General features: G+C 45.8%; 15 protein-coding genes. 7 read left to right on the top strand and 8 right to left on the bottom strand.

Translation table 11 applies throughout. The features are described 5' to 3' along the window. On the bottom strand, positions 1-777 hold the full coding sequence (locus BUB28_RS12675; RefSeq protein WP_072951914.1) for a hypothetical protein: 777 nt from the start codon (positions 775-777) through the stop codon (positions 1-3). 6 nt (positions 778-783) lie between these two features. Beyond that, complete coding sequence (miaB, locus tag BUB28_RS12670; protein ID WP_072951913.1) at positions 784-2,157, bottom strand: tRNA (N6-isopentenyl adenosine(37)-C2)-methylthiotransferase MiaB; 1,374 nt, start codon at positions 2,155-2,157, stop codon at positions 784-786. A 183-nt stretch (positions 2,158-2,340) separates the two neighbouring features. Here miaB and BUB28_RS12665 point away from each other — a divergent pair, with 183 nt between their 5' ends. The 7 genes from BUB28_RS12665 (at position 2,341) to BUB28_RS12635 (ending at position 10,394) form a co-directional block, all read left to right on the top strand. Then, positions 2,341-2,562 carry a hypothetical protein gene (locus BUB28_RS12665; protein WP_139277554.1) on the top strand — a complete coding sequence of 74 codons (222 nt, stop codon included), beginning with the start codon at positions 2,341-2,343 and terminating at the stop codon, positions 2,560-2,562. A 99-nt stretch (positions 2,563-2,661) separates the two neighbouring features. Next, positions 2,662-3,501: a ComEC/Rec2 family competence protein gene (locus BUB28_RS12660; protein ID WP_072951911.1), complete on the top strand. Its 840-nt coding sequence runs from the start codon at positions 2,662-2,664 to the stop codon at positions 3,499-3,501. Positions 3,502-3,702: 201 nt separating this feature from the next. Continuing rightward, entirely contained in the window at positions 3,703-5,082 is a 1,380-nt protein-coding gene (locus BUB28_RS12655; RefSeq protein ID WP_072951910.1) for a GGDEF domain-containing protein, read from the top strand. Positions 5,083-5,292: 210 nt separating this feature from the next. Further along, positions 5,293-6,570: an adenylosuccinate synthase gene (locus tag BUB28_RS12650; RefSeq protein WP_072951909.1), complete on the top strand. Its 1,278-nt coding sequence runs from the start codon at positions 5,293-5,295 to the stop codon at positions 6,568-6,570. A 65-nt stretch (positions 6,571-6,635) separates the two neighbouring features. Beyond that, positions 6,636-7,841 (top strand): dockerin type I domain-containing protein, encoded by a 1,206-nt coding sequence (locus tag BUB28_RS16560; protein ID WP_081373513.1) that lies wholly within the window; start codon positions 6,636-6,638, stop codon positions 7,839-7,841. A 25-nt stretch (positions 7,842-7,866) separates the two neighbouring features. After that, positions 7,867-9,066 (top strand): transglutaminase domain-containing protein, encoded by a 1,200-nt coding sequence (locus BUB28_RS12640; RefSeq protein ID WP_072951908.1) that lies wholly within the window; start codon positions 7,867-7,869, stop codon positions 9,064-9,066. A 14-nt stretch (positions 9,067-9,080) separates the two neighbouring features. After that, positions 9,081-10,394 (top strand): DUF308 domain-containing protein, encoded by a 1,314-nt coding sequence (locus BUB28_RS12635; protein ID WP_175547852.1) that lies wholly within the window; start codon positions 9,081-9,083, stop codon positions 10,392-10,394. Between the two features lie 172 nt (positions 10,395-10,566). Here the strand turns inward: BUB28_RS12635 and spoVM are convergent, their stop codons facing one another. The 6 genes from spoVM to rlmN are packed head-to-tail and all read right to left on the bottom strand — an operon-like array spanning position 10,567 to position 16,427. Then, the gene (gene spoVM, locus BUB28_RS17655; RefSeq protein WP_367271389.1) at positions 10,567-10,650 is read right to left on the bottom strand and encodes a stage V sporulation protein SpoVM; all 84 of its coding nucleotides are present in this window, start codon (positions 10,648-10,650) and stop codon (positions 10,567-10,569) included. 55 nt (positions 10,651-10,705) lie between these two features. Continuing rightward, the gene (locus tag BUB28_RS12630) at positions 10,706-11,347 is read right to left on the bottom strand and encodes a thiamine diphosphokinase (RefSeq protein WP_072951907.1); all 642 of its coding nucleotides are present in this window, start codon (positions 11,345-11,347) and stop codon (positions 10,706-10,708) included. Then, a complete protein-coding gene (gene rsgA, locus BUB28_RS12625) occupies positions 11,344-12,231 on the bottom strand; it encodes a ribosome small subunit-dependent GTPase A (RefSeq protein ID WP_242939991.1) in 888 nt (295 codons plus the stop codon). Before rsgA ends, BUB28_RS12630 begins: the two co-directional genes overlap by 4 nt. Then, positions 12,213-14,630: a Stk1 family PASTA domain-containing Ser/Thr kinase gene (gene pknB, locus BUB28_RS16555; RefSeq protein ID WP_081373512.1), complete on the bottom strand. Its 2,418-nt coding sequence runs from the start codon at positions 14,628-14,630 to the stop codon at positions 12,213-12,215. The genes rsgA and pknB overlap by 19 nt, the downstream gene beginning before the upstream one ends. A gap of 16 nt (positions 14,631-14,646) precedes the next feature. Further along, the gene (locus tag BUB28_RS12600; RefSeq protein ID WP_072951905.1) at positions 14,647-15,372 is read right to left on the bottom strand and encodes a Stp1/IreP family PP2C-type Ser/Thr phosphatase; all 726 of its coding nucleotides are present in this window, start codon (positions 15,370-15,372) and stop codon (positions 14,647-14,649) included. Then, the gene (gene rlmN, locus BUB28_RS12595; RefSeq protein WP_072951904.1) at positions 15,369-16,427 is read right to left on the bottom strand and encodes a dual-specificity RNA methyltransferase RlmN; all 1,059 of its coding nucleotides are present in this window, start codon (positions 16,425-16,427) and stop codon (positions 15,369-15,371) included. Before rlmN ends, BUB28_RS12600 begins: the two co-directional genes overlap by 4 nt. Positions 16,428-16,434: the final 7 nt, after the last annotated feature.

Below are 16,434 nucleotides of genomic sequence, written 5' to 3'. Positions count from 1 at the left end.
TCATTCAAAAAACTCAAAATAGAGTTCTTCTTTCCTTTCTTCTGTGCCGTCAGCATGATGGATTATAGAATATCCTGCGCTCTCCTCATCGGGCTTGTAGACCGATATATAGGCGAGCTTCTTTATATTCTCCTCAGCGAGTATATCATCTATCTCCTCATCGGGGGCGAGCTTTTTTTCATCTGATGTAACCTCTTTCAGCTTATAGTCCACCATATCGAGGCTGCTTATGTTCATTGCGCCCATTTGCGCCCATGCAAGAACGAGCTTGTCTGTATCGGCATCATAGCATAAAGCGGTATGACCGCCGCCGAATTCGCCTATCTGATACATTCCGTCAAAGCCGTCCTCCCTGAATACGTGTATCGTAAACTCTGCTTCGCTGTTACCTTCCTTGATTATGACCTCGGGAACTGTGCATTTATCAACATCATAGAAGGTGTACTCCATATAGGCATGACCGCCGTTTCCTTCAAGGAGCTTATCAAAATACAGCTTCAGCATAGGTCTTACATCTGCATAGAACATTTCTCTTCTCTGCTTTATGGTCTCCTCCGATTCTGTAAAGGGCTCAGTCAAAGGCTCGGTATCAGGCTCTTTAAGTACCGTAACAGCCTCGGTAGTGGTCTTTTCCTCTGTGGTCACTGCCTCGGTAGTCGTTTCAGCCTCAGTCGTTGCCGCAGCTGTTGTGCTTTCGGTATCGTTATTGTTATTTGGCTTGGTGCAGCCTGTAAGCATAAGAGCTGCAAGGCATGATATTGCTATGACTTTTTTCATGGTGTATTATCCTTTCTTTAGCTTTCCTGCAACAGCCCAGTTCATAGCGTCGGTTATCTCAACGTCAACGAACTGTCCTATAAGGGAGCTGTCGCCCTCAAATTCTACGATTATAAATTCATTGCTTTTGCCTGTAAGATACCCCTGCTTTTTCTTTGATACGTCGTCAGCAAGGACTCTCATGGTCCTGCCGATAAAGCGCTTGTAATGCTCCGAGGACACCTCACGCTGAACGCTGAGGAGCTCTCTCATGCGCTGTCCCTTTTCTTCGTCGGATATGCCGTCGGGCATTTCCGCAGCCTTAGTACCCGAACGCTTTGAGTAGATAAAGGAGTAGATATTGTCGTATCTGACCTTTTTTATAAGCTCGAGAGTGGCTCTGAACTCCTCATCGCTCTCATCGGGAAAGCCCACGATAAGGTCGGTAGTAAGGGAAAAATCAGGGTCGCGGCTGTATATGTAATCAATTATGCCAAGGTACTTGTCTATGTCGTAATGCCTGTTCATTCTGCGCAGCACCTCGCTGCTGCCGCTCTGTACGGGCAGATGCAGGTGCTTCGCCACCTTTTTACACTCGAAGATAGTGTCGATAAGCTCCTTTGAAGCGTCCTTGGGGTGTGAGGACATAAATCTTATGACGAAATCGCCCTCTATTTTGTCAAGCTCGCGGAGAAGCTGCGGGAAGGTCATGCCGTTTTCCAGGTCCTTGCCGTAGGAATTGACATTCTGACCAAGAAGCATTATCTCCTTATAGCCATTCTGCACAAGTCCACGCACCTCTTCGATTATATCCTCTGCACGGCGGCTGCGCTCTCGTCCGCGTACATAGGGTACTATGCAATAGGTACAGAAATTGTTGCAGCCAAACATTATAGGCACGGAAGCCTTGAAGCTGCTGTCACGCACCTGCTCCACAGCCTCGGAAAAGTCGTCGTATTCACTTATATCCGCCGAAAAGCGTGCTCCATGGAGAGCGTCAAGCAAAAGCCTCGGCAGAGCGTTTATGGCGGAAGTACCAAGAACTATATCCACCTGCGGATATGACTTTTTTATCTTATCCGCAATATGGCTCTGTGCCGTCATACAGCCTGCTATACCGATAATAAGCCCCGGCTTCAGCTCCTTCAGCTTCTTCATGCTGCCCACAATGCCAAAAACCCTGTCCTCAGCACTTTCTCGCACCGCACAGGTGTTGAGTATGATAAGGTCAGCTTCCTGCTCGTCCTCGGTGAAGATGTACCCCATTTTTTGCAGGAGTCCCTTTATCTTTTCGCCGTCGGAAACATTGAGCTGACAGCCAAAGCTCCTGACATAAGCCCTGCGCACTTTATCTCCGAGAAGCTCTTTAATTTCCTTTACTGCTGCGGTATTGTCGTTCAATTGCAGTACCTCGCCTTCTGAAAAAATCCTGTAATAAATTATTATACCATATAAAAGAGGAGATTTCAAGTACCGATAATTGCGGTCTTTATGTTTTTGGGAGCAAAAATCCCCCCAAAAAATAAAACCTTTTCCGACTTTGAGGTGTATTACCGTCAGAAACCCGATGAAAGGAAGAAGGATATGAGAAAAAGCATAAAAAAGCTGCTTATAGGAATTGCCGTAGTTATTGGAATATGGGGCGTGCTTGCGCTCATTGAGTTTTCTGTGAATTATACCGAGCTTTATTCCGAGGAATTCAGCAGCGGTGCTTTTTTCAAGGGCTGTAAGCGCGATTTTGGAAATCCTGTATTCGGCACTTACTATAACAAGAACGATATAAGCAGAAACGCCTTAACTGCGTAAAAAGCAATGCTCTTCTGCACATTTTAAGGTTATTTTAAGTATCCCCATGTATACTGTAATGTATGAAAGTGTATACTCTCAGAGAAAGGGGAAATCAATATGTTCAGGATAAAAAAACTGGCAGCCGCTGCGGCTGCAACTGTGATAGCAGCATTATCGCTGTTTTCATGCTCAAATAACGAACCTCCTGCCGACGCAAAGGAAATGAAGGTCACCTTCCTTGAAGCAGGCAAGGCTGATGCTATAGTAATACAGTCCGAAACGGGTACAGTCGTTATCGACTGCGGCGAAAAGGGCGACGGCAAAAAGATAGCCAATCTCCTTAACGAAAGCGGCAGAACTACCATAGATTACCTTATCATAACCCACTTCGATCAGGATCATGTGGGCGGCGCACCTAAGGTCCTCAACAATTTCGAGATCAAGAACCTTATTACTCCAAACTATGAAGGCAATAACGATGAATACAAGAAATACGTCAAGACCATAAACGAACTGAATATCCAGCCGCAGAAGCTTACAAGCGACCTTACATTTACTCTTGACGATGTGCAATATACCGTATATGTCTCCAAAAAGGACTACTACGGCGATGACGACGAGAACGATTTCTCGCTGGTCACAAAGGCTGTACATCACAAGAATACCCTGCTTTTCACAGGCGACGCTATGGAACAGAGACTTGACGAGATAATGGATATAGGCAAATGTACTCTGCTGAAAGTCCCCTACCACGGCAGAAAGCTGGATAATCTGGGGGATTTTCTGAAAAAGGTAAAGCCAAAATACGCAGTCACCTGCTCATCGAGTACTGAGTTTTCAGGCAAAATGCAGGATCTGATCGCAGGAATGAATATAAAATCCTACGCTACCTGCTTTAACGGCGATATAACCGCTACAAGCGACGGCGCAAAAATAACATTTGAAACCGAAAGATAAATGCCTGACGGGTGTACGCAGTACGCCCGTTTTCTTTTTCCGAAATACAGAGCTTATGTTATCAATGTATAAAAAATGCCGCAGATTTTGTGCAAGTTATATATTTGTCTTTTATTGACATCACATCAATTAAATGATATAATATCATATATATGTGTATATAGTTTTAATATATAGGCAATAACCGGGGGGACGTTTTTTATGAAAGATGATAAAAGAATCAAAAGCAGCAAACGTAATTTCATTTTAGCTCTTATATTGCTTTTGCTTACAAATGCGATCATGGCTATGTCGCTATCAATGATCGCCAAGAAAAATCTGCGCGAGCAGATAGAACAGCGTATGCTCGATATTGCAAATACTGCGGCTTATATGCTTAACGGTGATGAAATAAAACTGCTGCAAAAAGAGGACGAAGGCTCTGAGCCATATAATAAGGCTCTCGAAACTCTACGTGCCTTTCAGGATAATATAAATCTGGATTATATCTATGGTATCAGGCAAATGGACGACGGTTCATTTACATTTACTATTGATCCTGCCGTTGAAGATCCGGGTGAATTTGGTTCTCCAATAGTCTCTACCGAAGCTCTCAGAAACGCAGCGAACGGTATTCCCGATGTTGATAAGAAGGCTTATACTGACGAATGGGGACGTTTTTATTCCGCTTACAGTCCTGTTTTCGATTCTCAGGGCAATGTAGCAGGAATCGTCGGAGTAGATTTCAATGCAAACTGGTACGAGGGAAAGCTCAATAATAACAGGGTAATCTCTATTATTATCCTTGCGTCGGCCCTTACAGTAGGTATCGTTCTCTCGTTCATCATCATGTCACAGAACAGAAAACGTTTCGAGTCTATGCTAAAGGATATTGACAGACTTGATATCGCTACGCAGAGGCTCAATGACAGCATAATGAGCACCTCCATAAAGAAGCTGGATTTTCTGCCTGAAAGCGAGAGCGGTCTGCTAAAAACTCTGGCTGAAGGAGAAAAAGAAAATCAGTCCGTAAGAAATGAGTACAATGAGCTGTCGTCAAGCCTTCAGTCCGTCTGCAAAAAGCTTGATAAGTACGTGAATTTCATCGACTCAAATATGTACAACGATGAGCTTACAAACACCTACAACAAAGCCGCATACAAAAAGACTATCAAGGCTCTCGATGAAAAACTCGATATAGATGGCCATATCTTCTCTGTCGCTTTCTTCGACCTTAACGGCCTTGAAAGCATAAACGCTCATTACGGCTTTGAAGCAGGCGATGTGCTCATGTACAATTCGGGAAAAATACTGAAAAACGTATTCGGCAAGGAAAACGTATTCCGTGTTGCAGGTGATGAATTCATTGCCATAATGGAAAACACCAATCACGCACAGATGGGACTCCTCTTTGAGCAATTCGACGAGGAAATAAAGAAGTTCAACGACTCCGACAAGTCAGAGCATATCCTCGGCATCGCAAAGGGTTATACCACCTATACTCCCGAAGCCCATGAAAATTACCGTCATGTATTCATCGAAGCAAGAAAGAATATGAAACATAACAAGGAGCTCTACTATCAGAGCAAAAACAGTCTGTAAACCGCAGGGCGCACTCTGGTGCGCCCTTTCCTTTTCGGTACAGGCGTTTTTTTGTAAAATTGCAAAAATATCATTTTTTGCGGTATTGATATTTCTTTCACTTGCACTGTTGCTTTTTGCAAAAGAATGTGATATAATTAATTGTAAGCGTGCATTTAGACAGATGCAGAACTGTCTGCACAAATAATTATTATGAAAAGAGGAAAACAAATGCCTGCAAATATCGTTGTCGGAACTCAGTGGGGAGACGAAGGAAAGGGTAAGATCATTGATATCCTTGCTTCCCGCGCAGATGTTGTAGTTCGCTCACAGGGCGGAAACAACGCAGGACACACTGTTGTAAATAACGGCGAAGTATATAAGCTTCACCTTGTACCATCGGGTATCCTTTACCCAAATGCTCTCAATCTTATCGGTGCAGGTGTAGTTCTTGATCCTAAGGACTTCATCGGTGAACTCGACAATCTCGAGTCGAGAGGTATAAAGACTATCGGTCACCTCAAGGTAGACCCCCGTGCTCAGATCGTTATGCCGTGGCATATCGCTCTTGACGGTCTTTCCGAAGCTTTCCGCGGCGGCAAGGACATCGGTACTACAAAGAGAGGTATCGGACCTACATATATGGATAAATACGAGAGATGCGGCATACGTATGTACGATCTCGTTCACCCAGAGGTGCTTGCTGAGAAGATACAGTCAACAGGCAAGCTCAAAAATGAGATAATCACTAAGGTATACGGCGGCGAGGCTTTCGATCTTGACGCTGTTACAAAGGAGTATACAGAGTACGGAAAGAGACTCCTCCCATACATGGACGATGTTTCTGTTCTCACATTCGAGGCTCACAAGGCTGGAAAAACTATCATGTTCGAGGGCGCACAGGCTACTCTCCTCGATATCGACTTCGGTACATACCCTTACGTTACTTCATCACACCCGCTTTCAGCAGGTGTATGCGTAGGTACAGGCGTTGGTCCTAAGGTAATCACAAACATCATCGGTGTTGCAAAGGCTTATACTACCCGTGTAGGCAAGGGACCTTTCCCGACAGAGCTTGACGACGCTACAGGCGATCAGATCAGAAACGTAGGCGGCGAGTTCGGTACTACAACTGGCAGACCAAGAAGAACAGGCTGGTTCGATGCAGTTATCGTCCGCCACTCTGTAAGAGTAAACGGCCTTGACAGCCTTGCTATCAACAAGCTGGATACTCTCGCAAATATCGACACACTTAAAATGTGCGTAGCTTACAAGAAGCCCGACGGAAGCGTTATCAAGGAGTTCCCGCCAACACTTGAGGAGCTCGAAGGCTGTCAGCCTATCTACGAGGAATTCCCCGGATTTACAGAGGATATCTCAAAGTGCAAGAGCTTCGATGAGCTCCCTGCAAACTGCAAGAGCTATATAGCTCGTCTTGAAGAGCTGGTAGGCTGCCACGTAAGCATGGTAGGTATCGGTCCTGACAGATCACAGATACTGGAAAGATAAGTAAATACTCAGTTCAGCCGCTTCGGCGGCTGTTCTAATATACGGACATAGGGGGATAAGCAACTATGAAAGCTTTAACAAAGATCATCGCCGCAGCTCTTACGGCTTCTCTTGCTGTATGCTCAGTTGCACCTGTAAACGCAGCTTTTACTAATATACCGTCAGATACTGTTGTTACAGCCGGTGATACAGTAAAAATACCGACCTATACTTCAGAGGCGGAAATGCTTAAATATATCCGCAGCCAGATGAGACAGAGAACCGAGAGCTTCTCTGTAGCAATAAAAGGCATAAGCGTGAACGATTCAAAAGAATATACAGATATGCTCATAAAAAAGATATTCGAATACACAGGCAATCCAAAGGAAGGCAGCTATCTTTTTCTGAGTATCCACAAAATTCTTCTCTCGACAAATGTTGAGGACGATATATTAAGTATAGATTTCGAGCTCTCTTATATGACCACACTCGATCAGGAAGAAAAGCTTGACACTCAGATAAATACCCTCATCAAAGGTATGAACGTTATATTGGGAGATAATTACAAGGAGAAGCCTGATGCAGAAAATATCGCTAAGGGCTACGCTTACTTTGTACAGTTTATGAAATACGCTGATTTAACAGAAGATAAAACCGACACTTCTCTTTTCTCAGCCTATTCGGTACTGACAAACAAAAAAGCAAACTCGATCGGCTTTTTACAGTTGTTTATCCGCGTTCTTGCCGAGATCGGCATTGAATCAAATGCATTTTTTACAAGTGTTGATCTGACAGGCAAGCTCGGCTCTCATATCATTGCATCAGTATGCGTTGACGGCACTTACTACTTATGCGATCCTGTATCGGATTTCCTTTTAGAGGACGGAAAAAACAAGTTCCTGCTGAAAGGCATGAACGATTTCGACAGCGATTTCGACGGCTCATCAGCATATAAGCAAGCTGCTGAAAAGATGAATATGACCATAAGCGAGATGGCTGCACAAAACGGTGTAGCACTGTATTCTTATGATAAGAAGTTTGAATTCGGTGATGTAAGCGACGACGGTCTTATAGACTCTGTTGACGCTTCAATGATGCTTGCGGAATACGCAAGACTTTCTACCTCCGACAAGTGCGGAATATTCTCGGCAGGTCAGAAAACTGCCGCAGATATGGACAAAAACGGACGCATAGACTCTGTTGATGCATCTGTTATCCTCTCCTACTATGCATATAAGTCAACGAAGTCCGACAGCACTTCCCTCAGCGACTTCGTAAGCAAGAAGAAGTGATCTTCCTTTGCAGAGGAGGTGTACTATGAAGTTACCAATGAAAATACTGGCTGCTGTATCTTCACTTGTTGTACTTGCAGGCAGCATGATACCTGCGTCAGCTTCGGCTGCAACGGCGACATTTCCGCAGATAGTCTCGGAAAATGTTTCGTCATCTATGGACGAGGCAGCTGCGCAGGCACGCGAATATCTCAAGGCACGTTCTGCCGAGTTCACGGTAAAGGTGGATAATATAAAGTTTTCCTCCGACAAGGCAACGGCAACAGCCGAAGCAGAGGCACTTTCACAGTCACTGATATACAAGGCTTTTGAAGAAACAGGCAACGGCAATGAGGGAGATTATCTGCGTTTTGCCGTAAAGAAGTACCATTGTACTATAGGAACGCAAAATCCCTGCCCTTTGACATATCAGGTCGAATACTATACCACTCCCGAGGAGGAGGCAATGCTTGACGATAAGGTGGAGCAGGTGCTTTCTACTCTTACTCTCGAACAAAAATCCGACTATGAAAAGATACGGGCAATATATAAATACGTTACCGAAAAGGTATCCTACTCCCCTTCAAACGAAATGAAAAACCAGTATATTTATTCTGCCTACAACGCTGTAATATACGGTCACGCAGTTTGTCAGGGCATTGCACAGCTCATGTACAAGATGCTGAACGATTCGGGCATACCCTGCCGTATAATCGCAGGCATCTCCCATGATATCAGCGGAGAAAATCCCGACGGCAACCATGTTTGGCTCATTGCAAAGCTGGAGGGTAAATACTATCTCCTTGACCCTACATGGGATCTGAGATACAACGGACATTATTTCCTGTATTTTATGAAGGGCTCTGACGATTTCGACTCTGTAAGCCCTAACATTACACATATCCCGCGCAATGACAACGGTCTGTCCTTCCCCGACTATAATTCTGAGACATTCCGGAATACATACCCTATCTCTCAGTACGAATACAAGCCGCCCACATATTCTCTGGGCGATCTTAACGGCGATAAGCATATAGATGCTGTTGACGCTTCTATGATACTTGCGGAATATGCCCGCATCTCAGGAAACGGAAGCCGCGTTTTCAACTCGGAGCAGAAAAAATTTGCCGATCTTAACGGCGATAACCTTATAGACTCCGTTGACGCTTCATTAGTACTGGCTTATTATTCCACAGTTTCAAACGGCAAGGATATAGATATTTCAGAATTTTTAAATTCTCATTAAACGAGGTGTTGATCATGTACGATGAAAACAATCCAATTGGAGGACTCCCCGAGGAGATAAACTATACTCCCGAGGCTTCCAGAAAAGAAGGACCTACAGGCGTTACTGCTCCTGTACTCGATGATTTCGGATATGCAGCTCCGTCATCAAAAAAGGACGGCCCTACAGGAGTAGCCGCTCCTGTGCTTGATGATATGGACAGCTTTGTTTCAGACAGTGCCCGCAAAGGCGCACCAACGGGCATATCAGCTCCTGTGCTTGATGACAGTATGGGCTACGGTCAGGCAGATAACAGAACAGATGCTCAGGCAGGTATCTCAGCTCCCGTACTCGACGACAATATGTCATACGGTCAGTCCTACGAGAGAAGGGGTGCTCCTACAGGTGTTACCGCTCCCGTGCTTGACGATGATACGTCATACAGTCAGTCATATGAGAAGAAGGGTGCTCCCACAGGCGTAGCAGCCCCTGTGCTCGATGATGACAATGCACCATATACTCACGAAAAGCTGGTGCTTTCGGACGAGGATATAATCTCAGGTCTTACACCTGACCTTAAAGCTCGTTTTGATGCGCTTCCTGCTGATAAGCAGCAGCAGATAATCGACATGAGAAGAACTCAGCTTGGTGCAGTTGCTCCGCCTGTGCAGGTAAGCGCACCTGTACTCGATGAGGACAATTACACTCCCCCTCCGAAAAAGGAGGAGCCTCCGAAGCAGCCCGAAGCTCCTGTAGCTGCTCCTATACTCGATGACGAGCCCGAGCCGCCTAAGTATCAGCCTAAGTATGTTGACGAGGATCTTGAACGTGCTAAATCCCAGGCAAGAAGCTCCGCTCATCTTACATCTGAACAGAAGGACTCAAAGGCAAGTCTCCAGATGATGCTTGCACTTAAAGAAGAAGCTCGCCAGAGAGAAGCTCAGAAGGGCTTCAAGATAACTATTGTACTGGCTGCACTTGGCGTTATTGCAGCTGTTTTATTCTTCCTGCTCTACTCGGGTCAGCTTGGTCTGGAATATAAGGACGGTCTCAGCGGCATAAGCAAGGCAATCGAGAATTCCGCTCTCTATATAGCCGGTGCAGCAGGTTTGCTCTCACTCCTTCTCCTTACAGGTATAGGCGGAATAAAGTCACTTACTTCTTTTGTTTTCCTTGTATTCGGCGTAATTCAGGTCTTCCCAGGTCTGTTTATGATAAACCAGCATAAGGGCAGCTCTTTGCTTGCAATTGCGCTTTACGCTGTATCCCTTATCCTCACTATCGTTGTATTCTTCCTGCTCTGCGGAAGTGAGGCTGTAGGACAGTACTTCAATAAGAATAAGTCGTAAATGTCCTTCTATAAAGGGGCAAAAAAACAGCGTTTTTCAACGAAAAACCATTGATTATTCAAAAATTAAAAAATAAAAATATATCGCAGTGATATAAAAACGGCGTAATACCGAGAAAAGCGGCTGACTCATTGAGTCAGCCGCTTTTAATATGCAGGGTGCGCCCCTGTAATTATTGTTCTTCTTTTTTTATACCGAATATTACCCGCAGAAAACCTGATACGAATTTCGGACTCTTTATGACAACTATCTTCAAGATGTTATCCCTCCTTTGATGATATACTATATTATATTCATCAAAGGCATTTTTGTTACTTGTTCGTGATGATTATAAGTGCAAGGCCGTTATTTATGCGGAGCTTCGCTGTTTCGCCTGTTATCTCGTTGCTTACGCCTATGGGGAAGGACTGCACCATGCAGTAATCCTCAAGAGGGTACTTTACTCCGCGGAGATAATCTATACCAACGCTTTCGCTTAGTGCGAATACTGACATATATACGCCTTTTCCTCTGTTGCGGTATATAACATCACCGTCATCTGCGCCCTGTATCATAAGGTCGCTGTCGCCGTACATATTAAGTGTACAGCCCTGCTGATAGGCGTATATCATTGTCTGGATATTGGCAAAGCTGTGCTCAAATCTTGTGCCGCCTATGCCGCCGTAAAGGTCTATATTTGAATATCCAAGCTCTATTGCGTGCTTTACAGCCATAAGAGTATCCGTATCGTCCTTATCGGGGACGCTCTGCAATATCTCTATACCCGAGGGGAGCTCATCTGTGTAAGAATCAAAATCGCCTACGATTATATTCGGCACTATTCCAAGCCTTTTGGCGTGATTGTAGCCACAGTCCGCACATATGATAAGGTCTGTCTCGTCCAGCATTCTAAGAAGCCACTCGGTATTTCTTTCAGGCACATCTCCGCCTGCAAATATTGCGCATTTTTTCATTTCAATTCCCACTCCTTCAGCTGTTTTGCCTCTTCATACATAGTCTTATAGCTTTCATGGCGGCTTCTGTGTATATCACCGTTCTCAACCGCTTCTACTACCGCACAGCCCTTTTCACATATATGTGCGCAGTCTCTGAAACGGCATTTGTCCGTAAGTCCCTCAAATTCGCGGAAGCAGCCTGCAAGCTCCTCCTTGCGAATTATATCGTATCTGTTTGTCTCGAATGTGGAGAACCCCGGTGTATCTGCTATATAACCGCCGCCTGCAAGCTTATAGAGCTCCGCATGGCGGGTAGTATGTCTGCCTCTGCCCAGCTTTTTGCTTATCTCTCCTGTTGCGATATTCAGCGTAGGGTCTACTGCATTGAGCAGTGTGGACTTTCCTGCACCCGAATTGCCCGTAAAGGCGCTTATCTTCCCTGTAAGGAGCTGCCTTACAGCTTCTACAGAGGCTTCGTCGCCGTACTTTACCTCCACTACGTCTATGCCGATGCCGCCGTATATCTCATGTATGGGACTGCTGTCACCAAGGTCTGTCTTTGTGATGACCATGACAGGAGTTATGCCCTTGTACTCCGCAATCGCTATGAACTTGTCGAGTATGAGATAATTCGGGGCAGGCTCACAGGTGGAGACTATGAATATAAGCTGGTCAAGGTTTGCAAGAGGAGGTCTTATGATACAGTTTTTTCGGTCGGCTATCTCGGTTATTACCCCGTCCTCTACGGTAACTCTGTCGCCAACACAGGGACTGATACCCCTGTTGCGGAAAACGCCTCTCGCCTTGCACTCATATATACCGTCAGGGGACTCTACACTGTAGAGTCCCCCTAAGCATTTTATAATTATTCCGTTAGTACCCATCAGCTGTTCCAATGCCATATATTAGGACCACTGTCATTGGTCTCCCAGTAGCCGTTAACACCCGGCTGATATAACGTCCATACGCCGTTTACCCATTCGCCGAGTACATGGTCAGCCTTGTCATAGTACCACCATGTTCCGTCAGGAAGAGTAAATCCGTTAACACCCTCCTGATGATCGTTCTGCTGCTCTGTAGGCTGCTGCTGATGTTCAGTTGGCTTAGGAGCTTCCGTCGGAGGCTCTGTCTCGGCTGGCTTGAAGCCGCCTACTGAATTGAATGCGCCCCATACGTCCTCTGATACTGTCGAATAGGAATTAGTCGAGAAGTCGAATTTGTAGGTTCCGAGAGGTGCCTTCTGCTGAGTTGTCATATTGTAAAGGAATGCTCTTACCTCTACGCCCTTGCCTGAACCGTCGATAGATGCAGACGCTGTTGACATACCTGGACAGATGATAAGACCTGTTGTCTCAGCCTTTGAGTGTCCCTTTTCATCTGTGAGGATAAAGTCGATGCTGAATCTTCCCTCTGCGTCGGAAGGAAGTCCGATATCAATAGTTACCTTACCGTCAGGGATAGTACCGTCGCTGACATAGAGAGTAATTGTAGAACCGCCCTCTACCTTTGTGCCCTTTTCAGGCTCCTGCTTGAATACTATATCCTTTTTCTCGTAGGAAGGCTCTGAGATAGTCTCTACCTTGAGATTCTTGTAGCCTGCCTTGATAACAGCGTCATCAATGCTCATGTGTGTGTAGTCCTCAAGCTCGAACTGCTCTGCATTTGCGCCCATACTTACGTAGAGAACAACTGTTGAGCCCTTATATACCTCCGTGCCCTCTTCCGGCTCGGATTTGATTACATAGTTTGGATTTACTTTTCCGTCCGAACGCTTGATTATCTTACATTCGAGACCTCTGTCCTTGAGCTGGAGCTTTGCAAGGTCAGCATTTATTCCTGCAACGTGAGGAACGTCTACTGTCTCCATACCCTTACTGATAGTTACCTTGCAGACATCGCCCTTCTTGAATACTGAGCCTGCTTCGATACTCTGCTTGATGATGCAGTTTTCGTCTGCTTCGTTGTACTCAGAGTCCTCGATCTGGAACTTGATGCTGTTGCCCCATTTCTGCTCTGCCTGATAGTAGTCCATACCGTAGAGCTCAGGCATCTTGTTGCCGCCCTTCAGGGAGTTGCCCTTGAGAAGGTTGCCGAGCATTGTAACTACGAAGAATACCGCAACGATGATAACTACGACTACTACAGCTGTAAGAACAGGAACTACCAGTGAAGAACGCTCTTCCTCCTCGTCGTCGTCCTCATCATCGTCATAGCCGCCGTTATTGTTATAGTTATTGGTGTATGCGTCATTATATCTCTGTGAAACGGAAGTACCGCTTCCGCCGCCTGCTGACATTGCAGCAGCTGCTCCCGCATAGGCAGGTGCTCCTGCTGATGAAGATGCAGTCTTTGCAGCGTAGGCACTTGCTACCTCCTGTCTGCTCTCTGTCTGGATATCATTCTCAACAGAGTTATCGAGAATATCCTGTTCGCCTTCATCACCCTCCTCGGTGTAATAGCCGAAGGTGATGTGAGGATCTGCCTTGAATGCTTCGATATCGCTTATCATCTCGGCAGTTGTCTGGTATCTGTCATCAGGAGCCTTTTCCATAGCTCTGAGGACGATCTCCTCAAGACCATCTGGGATATCGGGATTTATCTGTCTCGGACGCTCAGGGATATCGTGCATATGCATAACTGCGATAGCAACAGGGTTATCGCTGTCGAATGGCTTTCTGCCTGTGAGCATCTCGTACATCATTGCGCCTACAGAGTAGATATCGCTCTTAGCGTCTGTAACGTTTCCGCTTGCCTGCTCGGGGCTGATGTAGTGAACGCTTCCGATAGCCTGATCGGTTGCTGTCTTGCCCTCTTCACGGGCAAACTTTGCAATACCGAAGTCCATGACCTTTATAGTGCCGTCTGTGAACATCATAATGTTCTGAGGCTTGATATCGCGGTGGACTATACCCTTGTCGTGAGCGTGCTGGAGAGCACGGAGTATCTGTATAACGAAATGAACAGTATCCTTCCATGAAAGGACTCTTTCCTCCTCGATATACTCTTTAAGTGTGATACCGTCGATATACTCCATTACGATATACTGTATCTTTTCAGAAAAGCCTACATCGTATATCTTTACGATGTTAGGGTGAGAAAGGACTGCTATCGCTTTAGATTCGTTTCTGAAGCGGCGCAGGAATTCCTCATTCTCTGCAAATTCCTTTTTCAGTATCTTTATTGCTACCGTTTTGTTGTCGATAACATCAACGCCCTTGTATACCTCAGCCATACCTCCGACGCCGATAAGCTCGGTTATCTCGTATCTTCCGTCGAGCTTTTTGCCAATGTTTTTATCCATTTCCTTTCCTCCTGCGTTAGTCAGAAATTACCGCAACTGTTACGTTATCGCGGCCGCCCTTTGCGAGAGCTAATTTAATAAGTTCGTCTGCAACATCATCAAAATCAGAGTTTAGTATGACGCTGTATATCTCATCGTCGCTGCAATATCCCGAAAGTCCGTCCGAGCAAAGCAGCAGGCTGATCTTATCCTCATAATCAAGCATGAAGGTATCGGTCAGCACTGTCTTTTCTACGCCGACCGCTCTTACAAGCATATGCTTCTGAGGGTGTACCTCCATTTCCTCCTCGGTGATCTTTCCCTGTTCAAAAAGGAGAGCGGCTACGTTATGATCTGTTGTGACCCTTACGAGCCCCGTATCCGTTATAAGATACGCTCTGCTGTCACCGACGTTGGCTATGAAGGCTGTTTTCTTGTTGACAAAGGCAGCCACACAGGTCGTTCCCATGCCGAAATTCTTGAAATCGAACCGTGCCCGTGTATATATCACGGAATTTGCTGCCGAGATCGAGGAGATAAGGAGCTTGCGGATCTCTTCATCACTCAGACTCTCTTTGTAATCTGCCGAAAAACGCTGGAAGAATTCTTCTATTGCAAGCTCGCTGGCTTCCTTGCCTGCTCGCTCGCCTCCCATACCGTCACATACCACGGCAAGAACATTATGGCCGAAATATTCGCATCTCACAGCGTCCTGATTTTCCTCGCGCATGAGACCGATATCCGTGCCAAAGCGAAATCTCAAGTATCCGCACCCCCATTCTTTGTATTCTGCTGTGCAGCGTCACGCCTGAGCTGACCGCACGCTGCTTCGATATCGCTGCCGAGAGTTCTTCTTACGGTAGCGTTTATCCCCCGCCTGCCAAGCTGCTTTGCGAATTCCGCAACGCCTGAGCGGGCTGTATGATAATTTCGTTCCCTTACCTTATTGACGGGAATAAGGTTTACATGGCAGTTCATTCCTCTCAGCAGCTTTGCCAGCTTGTCGGCATCTGCGGGCGAGGAATTAACGTCGTCGATAACGGCATACTCAAATGTGACACGCCGTCCCGTCTTGTCGATATAATATCTGCAAGCCTCAATAAGGCTCGGAAGATCGTACTTTCTGTTGACGGGCATTATCTCGCTTCGCCCCTCGTTATCCGCACAGTGAAGGGATACCGAAAGAGTAAGCTGAAGCTTCATATCCGCCAGCTCATATATCCGCGGCACTATGCCGCAGGTAGAAAGTGAAACGTGACGAAGGCTCATATCATTGCCGTCCTTATGGGACAGCAGACGCAGGAACTTCATAACGTTGTCGAAGTTGTCAAGGGGTTCGCCGATGCCCATGAGCACCACTCCCGAGACACGCTTGCCTGAATCACGTTCAGCCTCGTAGATCTGCATTAAAATCTCCGAGGCAGTAAGACTTCTGACATAGCCTGCTATAGTCGAAGCGCAGAAGTTGCACCCCATTTTACAGCCCACCTGAGTTGACACGCAGATACTGTAACCATAGCTGTATTCCATGAGAACAGTCTCGACAAAATTGCCGTCAGAAAGCCTATAAAGATATTTTACCGTATTATCTATAGCAGATTCAAGCCTTTTCTGCACAAATAGTCCATTTATACAAAAAATTTCGTTCAAGCTGCGGCGTAATTGGACAGATATATCAGTCATTTTGTCGAAATCAAGGACTCTTTTCACGTGCAGCCACTGAAATATCTGCTTCGCACGGAATTTCTTCTCGCCGATACTTGTCAGTATTTCCGCAAGCTCGTCAAGATCAAGACTGAGAATATCGATTTTTTCCAATTTATCA

This window comes from Ruminococcus flavefaciens, assembly GCF_900143025.1.
In the GTDB taxonomy this organism is placed as follows: Bacteria; Bacillota; Clostridia; order Oscillospirales; family Ruminococcaceae; genus Ruminococcus; species Ruminococcus flavefaciens_I.
This window is presented reverse-complemented; position numbering and strand designations above follow the sequence as displayed.

Excerpts from the sequence above, each read along its gene's own strand:
- BUB28_RS12675 (WP_072951914.1), bottom strand. The coding sequence starts at position 777 with ATGAAAAAAGTCATAGCAATATCATGCCTTGCAGCTCTTATGCTTACA.
- BUB28_RS12665 (WP_139277554.1), top strand. The coding sequence starts at position 2,341 with ATGAGAAAAAGCATAAAAAAGCTGCTTATAGGAATTGCCGTAGTTATT.
- BUB28_RS12660 (WP_072951911.1), top strand. The coding sequence starts at position 2,662 with ATGTTCAGGATAAAAAAACTGGCAGCCGCTGCGGCTGCAACTGTGATA.
- BUB28_RS12655 (WP_072951910.1), top strand. The coding sequence starts at position 3,703 with ATGAAAGATGATAAAAGAATCAAAAGCAGCAAACGTAATTTCATTTTA.
- BUB28_RS12650 (WP_072951909.1), top strand. The coding sequence starts at position 5,293 with ATGCCTGCAAATATCGTTGTCGGAACTCAGTGGGGAGACGAAGGAAAG.
- BUB28_RS16560 (WP_081373513.1), top strand. The coding sequence starts at position 6,636 with ATGAAAGCTTTAACAAAGATCATCGCCGCAGCTCTTACGGCTTCTCTT.
- BUB28_RS12640 (WP_072951908.1), top strand. The coding sequence starts at position 7,867 with ATGAAGTTACCAATGAAAATACTGGCTGCTGTATCTTCACTTGTTGTA.
- BUB28_RS12635 (WP_175547852.1), top strand. The coding sequence starts at position 9,081 with ATGTACGATGAAAACAATCCAATTGGAGGACTCCCCGAGGAGATAAAC.
- BUB28_RS12630 (WP_072951907.1), bottom strand. The coding sequence starts at position 11,347 with ATGAAAAAATGCGCAATATTTGCAGGCGGAGATGTGCCTGAAAGAAAT.
- rsgA (WP_242939991.1), bottom strand. The coding sequence starts at position 12,231 with ATGGCATTGGAACAGCTGATGGGTACTAACGGAATAATTATAAAATGC.
- pknB (WP_081373512.1), bottom strand. The coding sequence starts at position 14,630 with ATGGATAAAAACATTGGCAAAAAGCTCGACGGAAGATACGAGATAACC.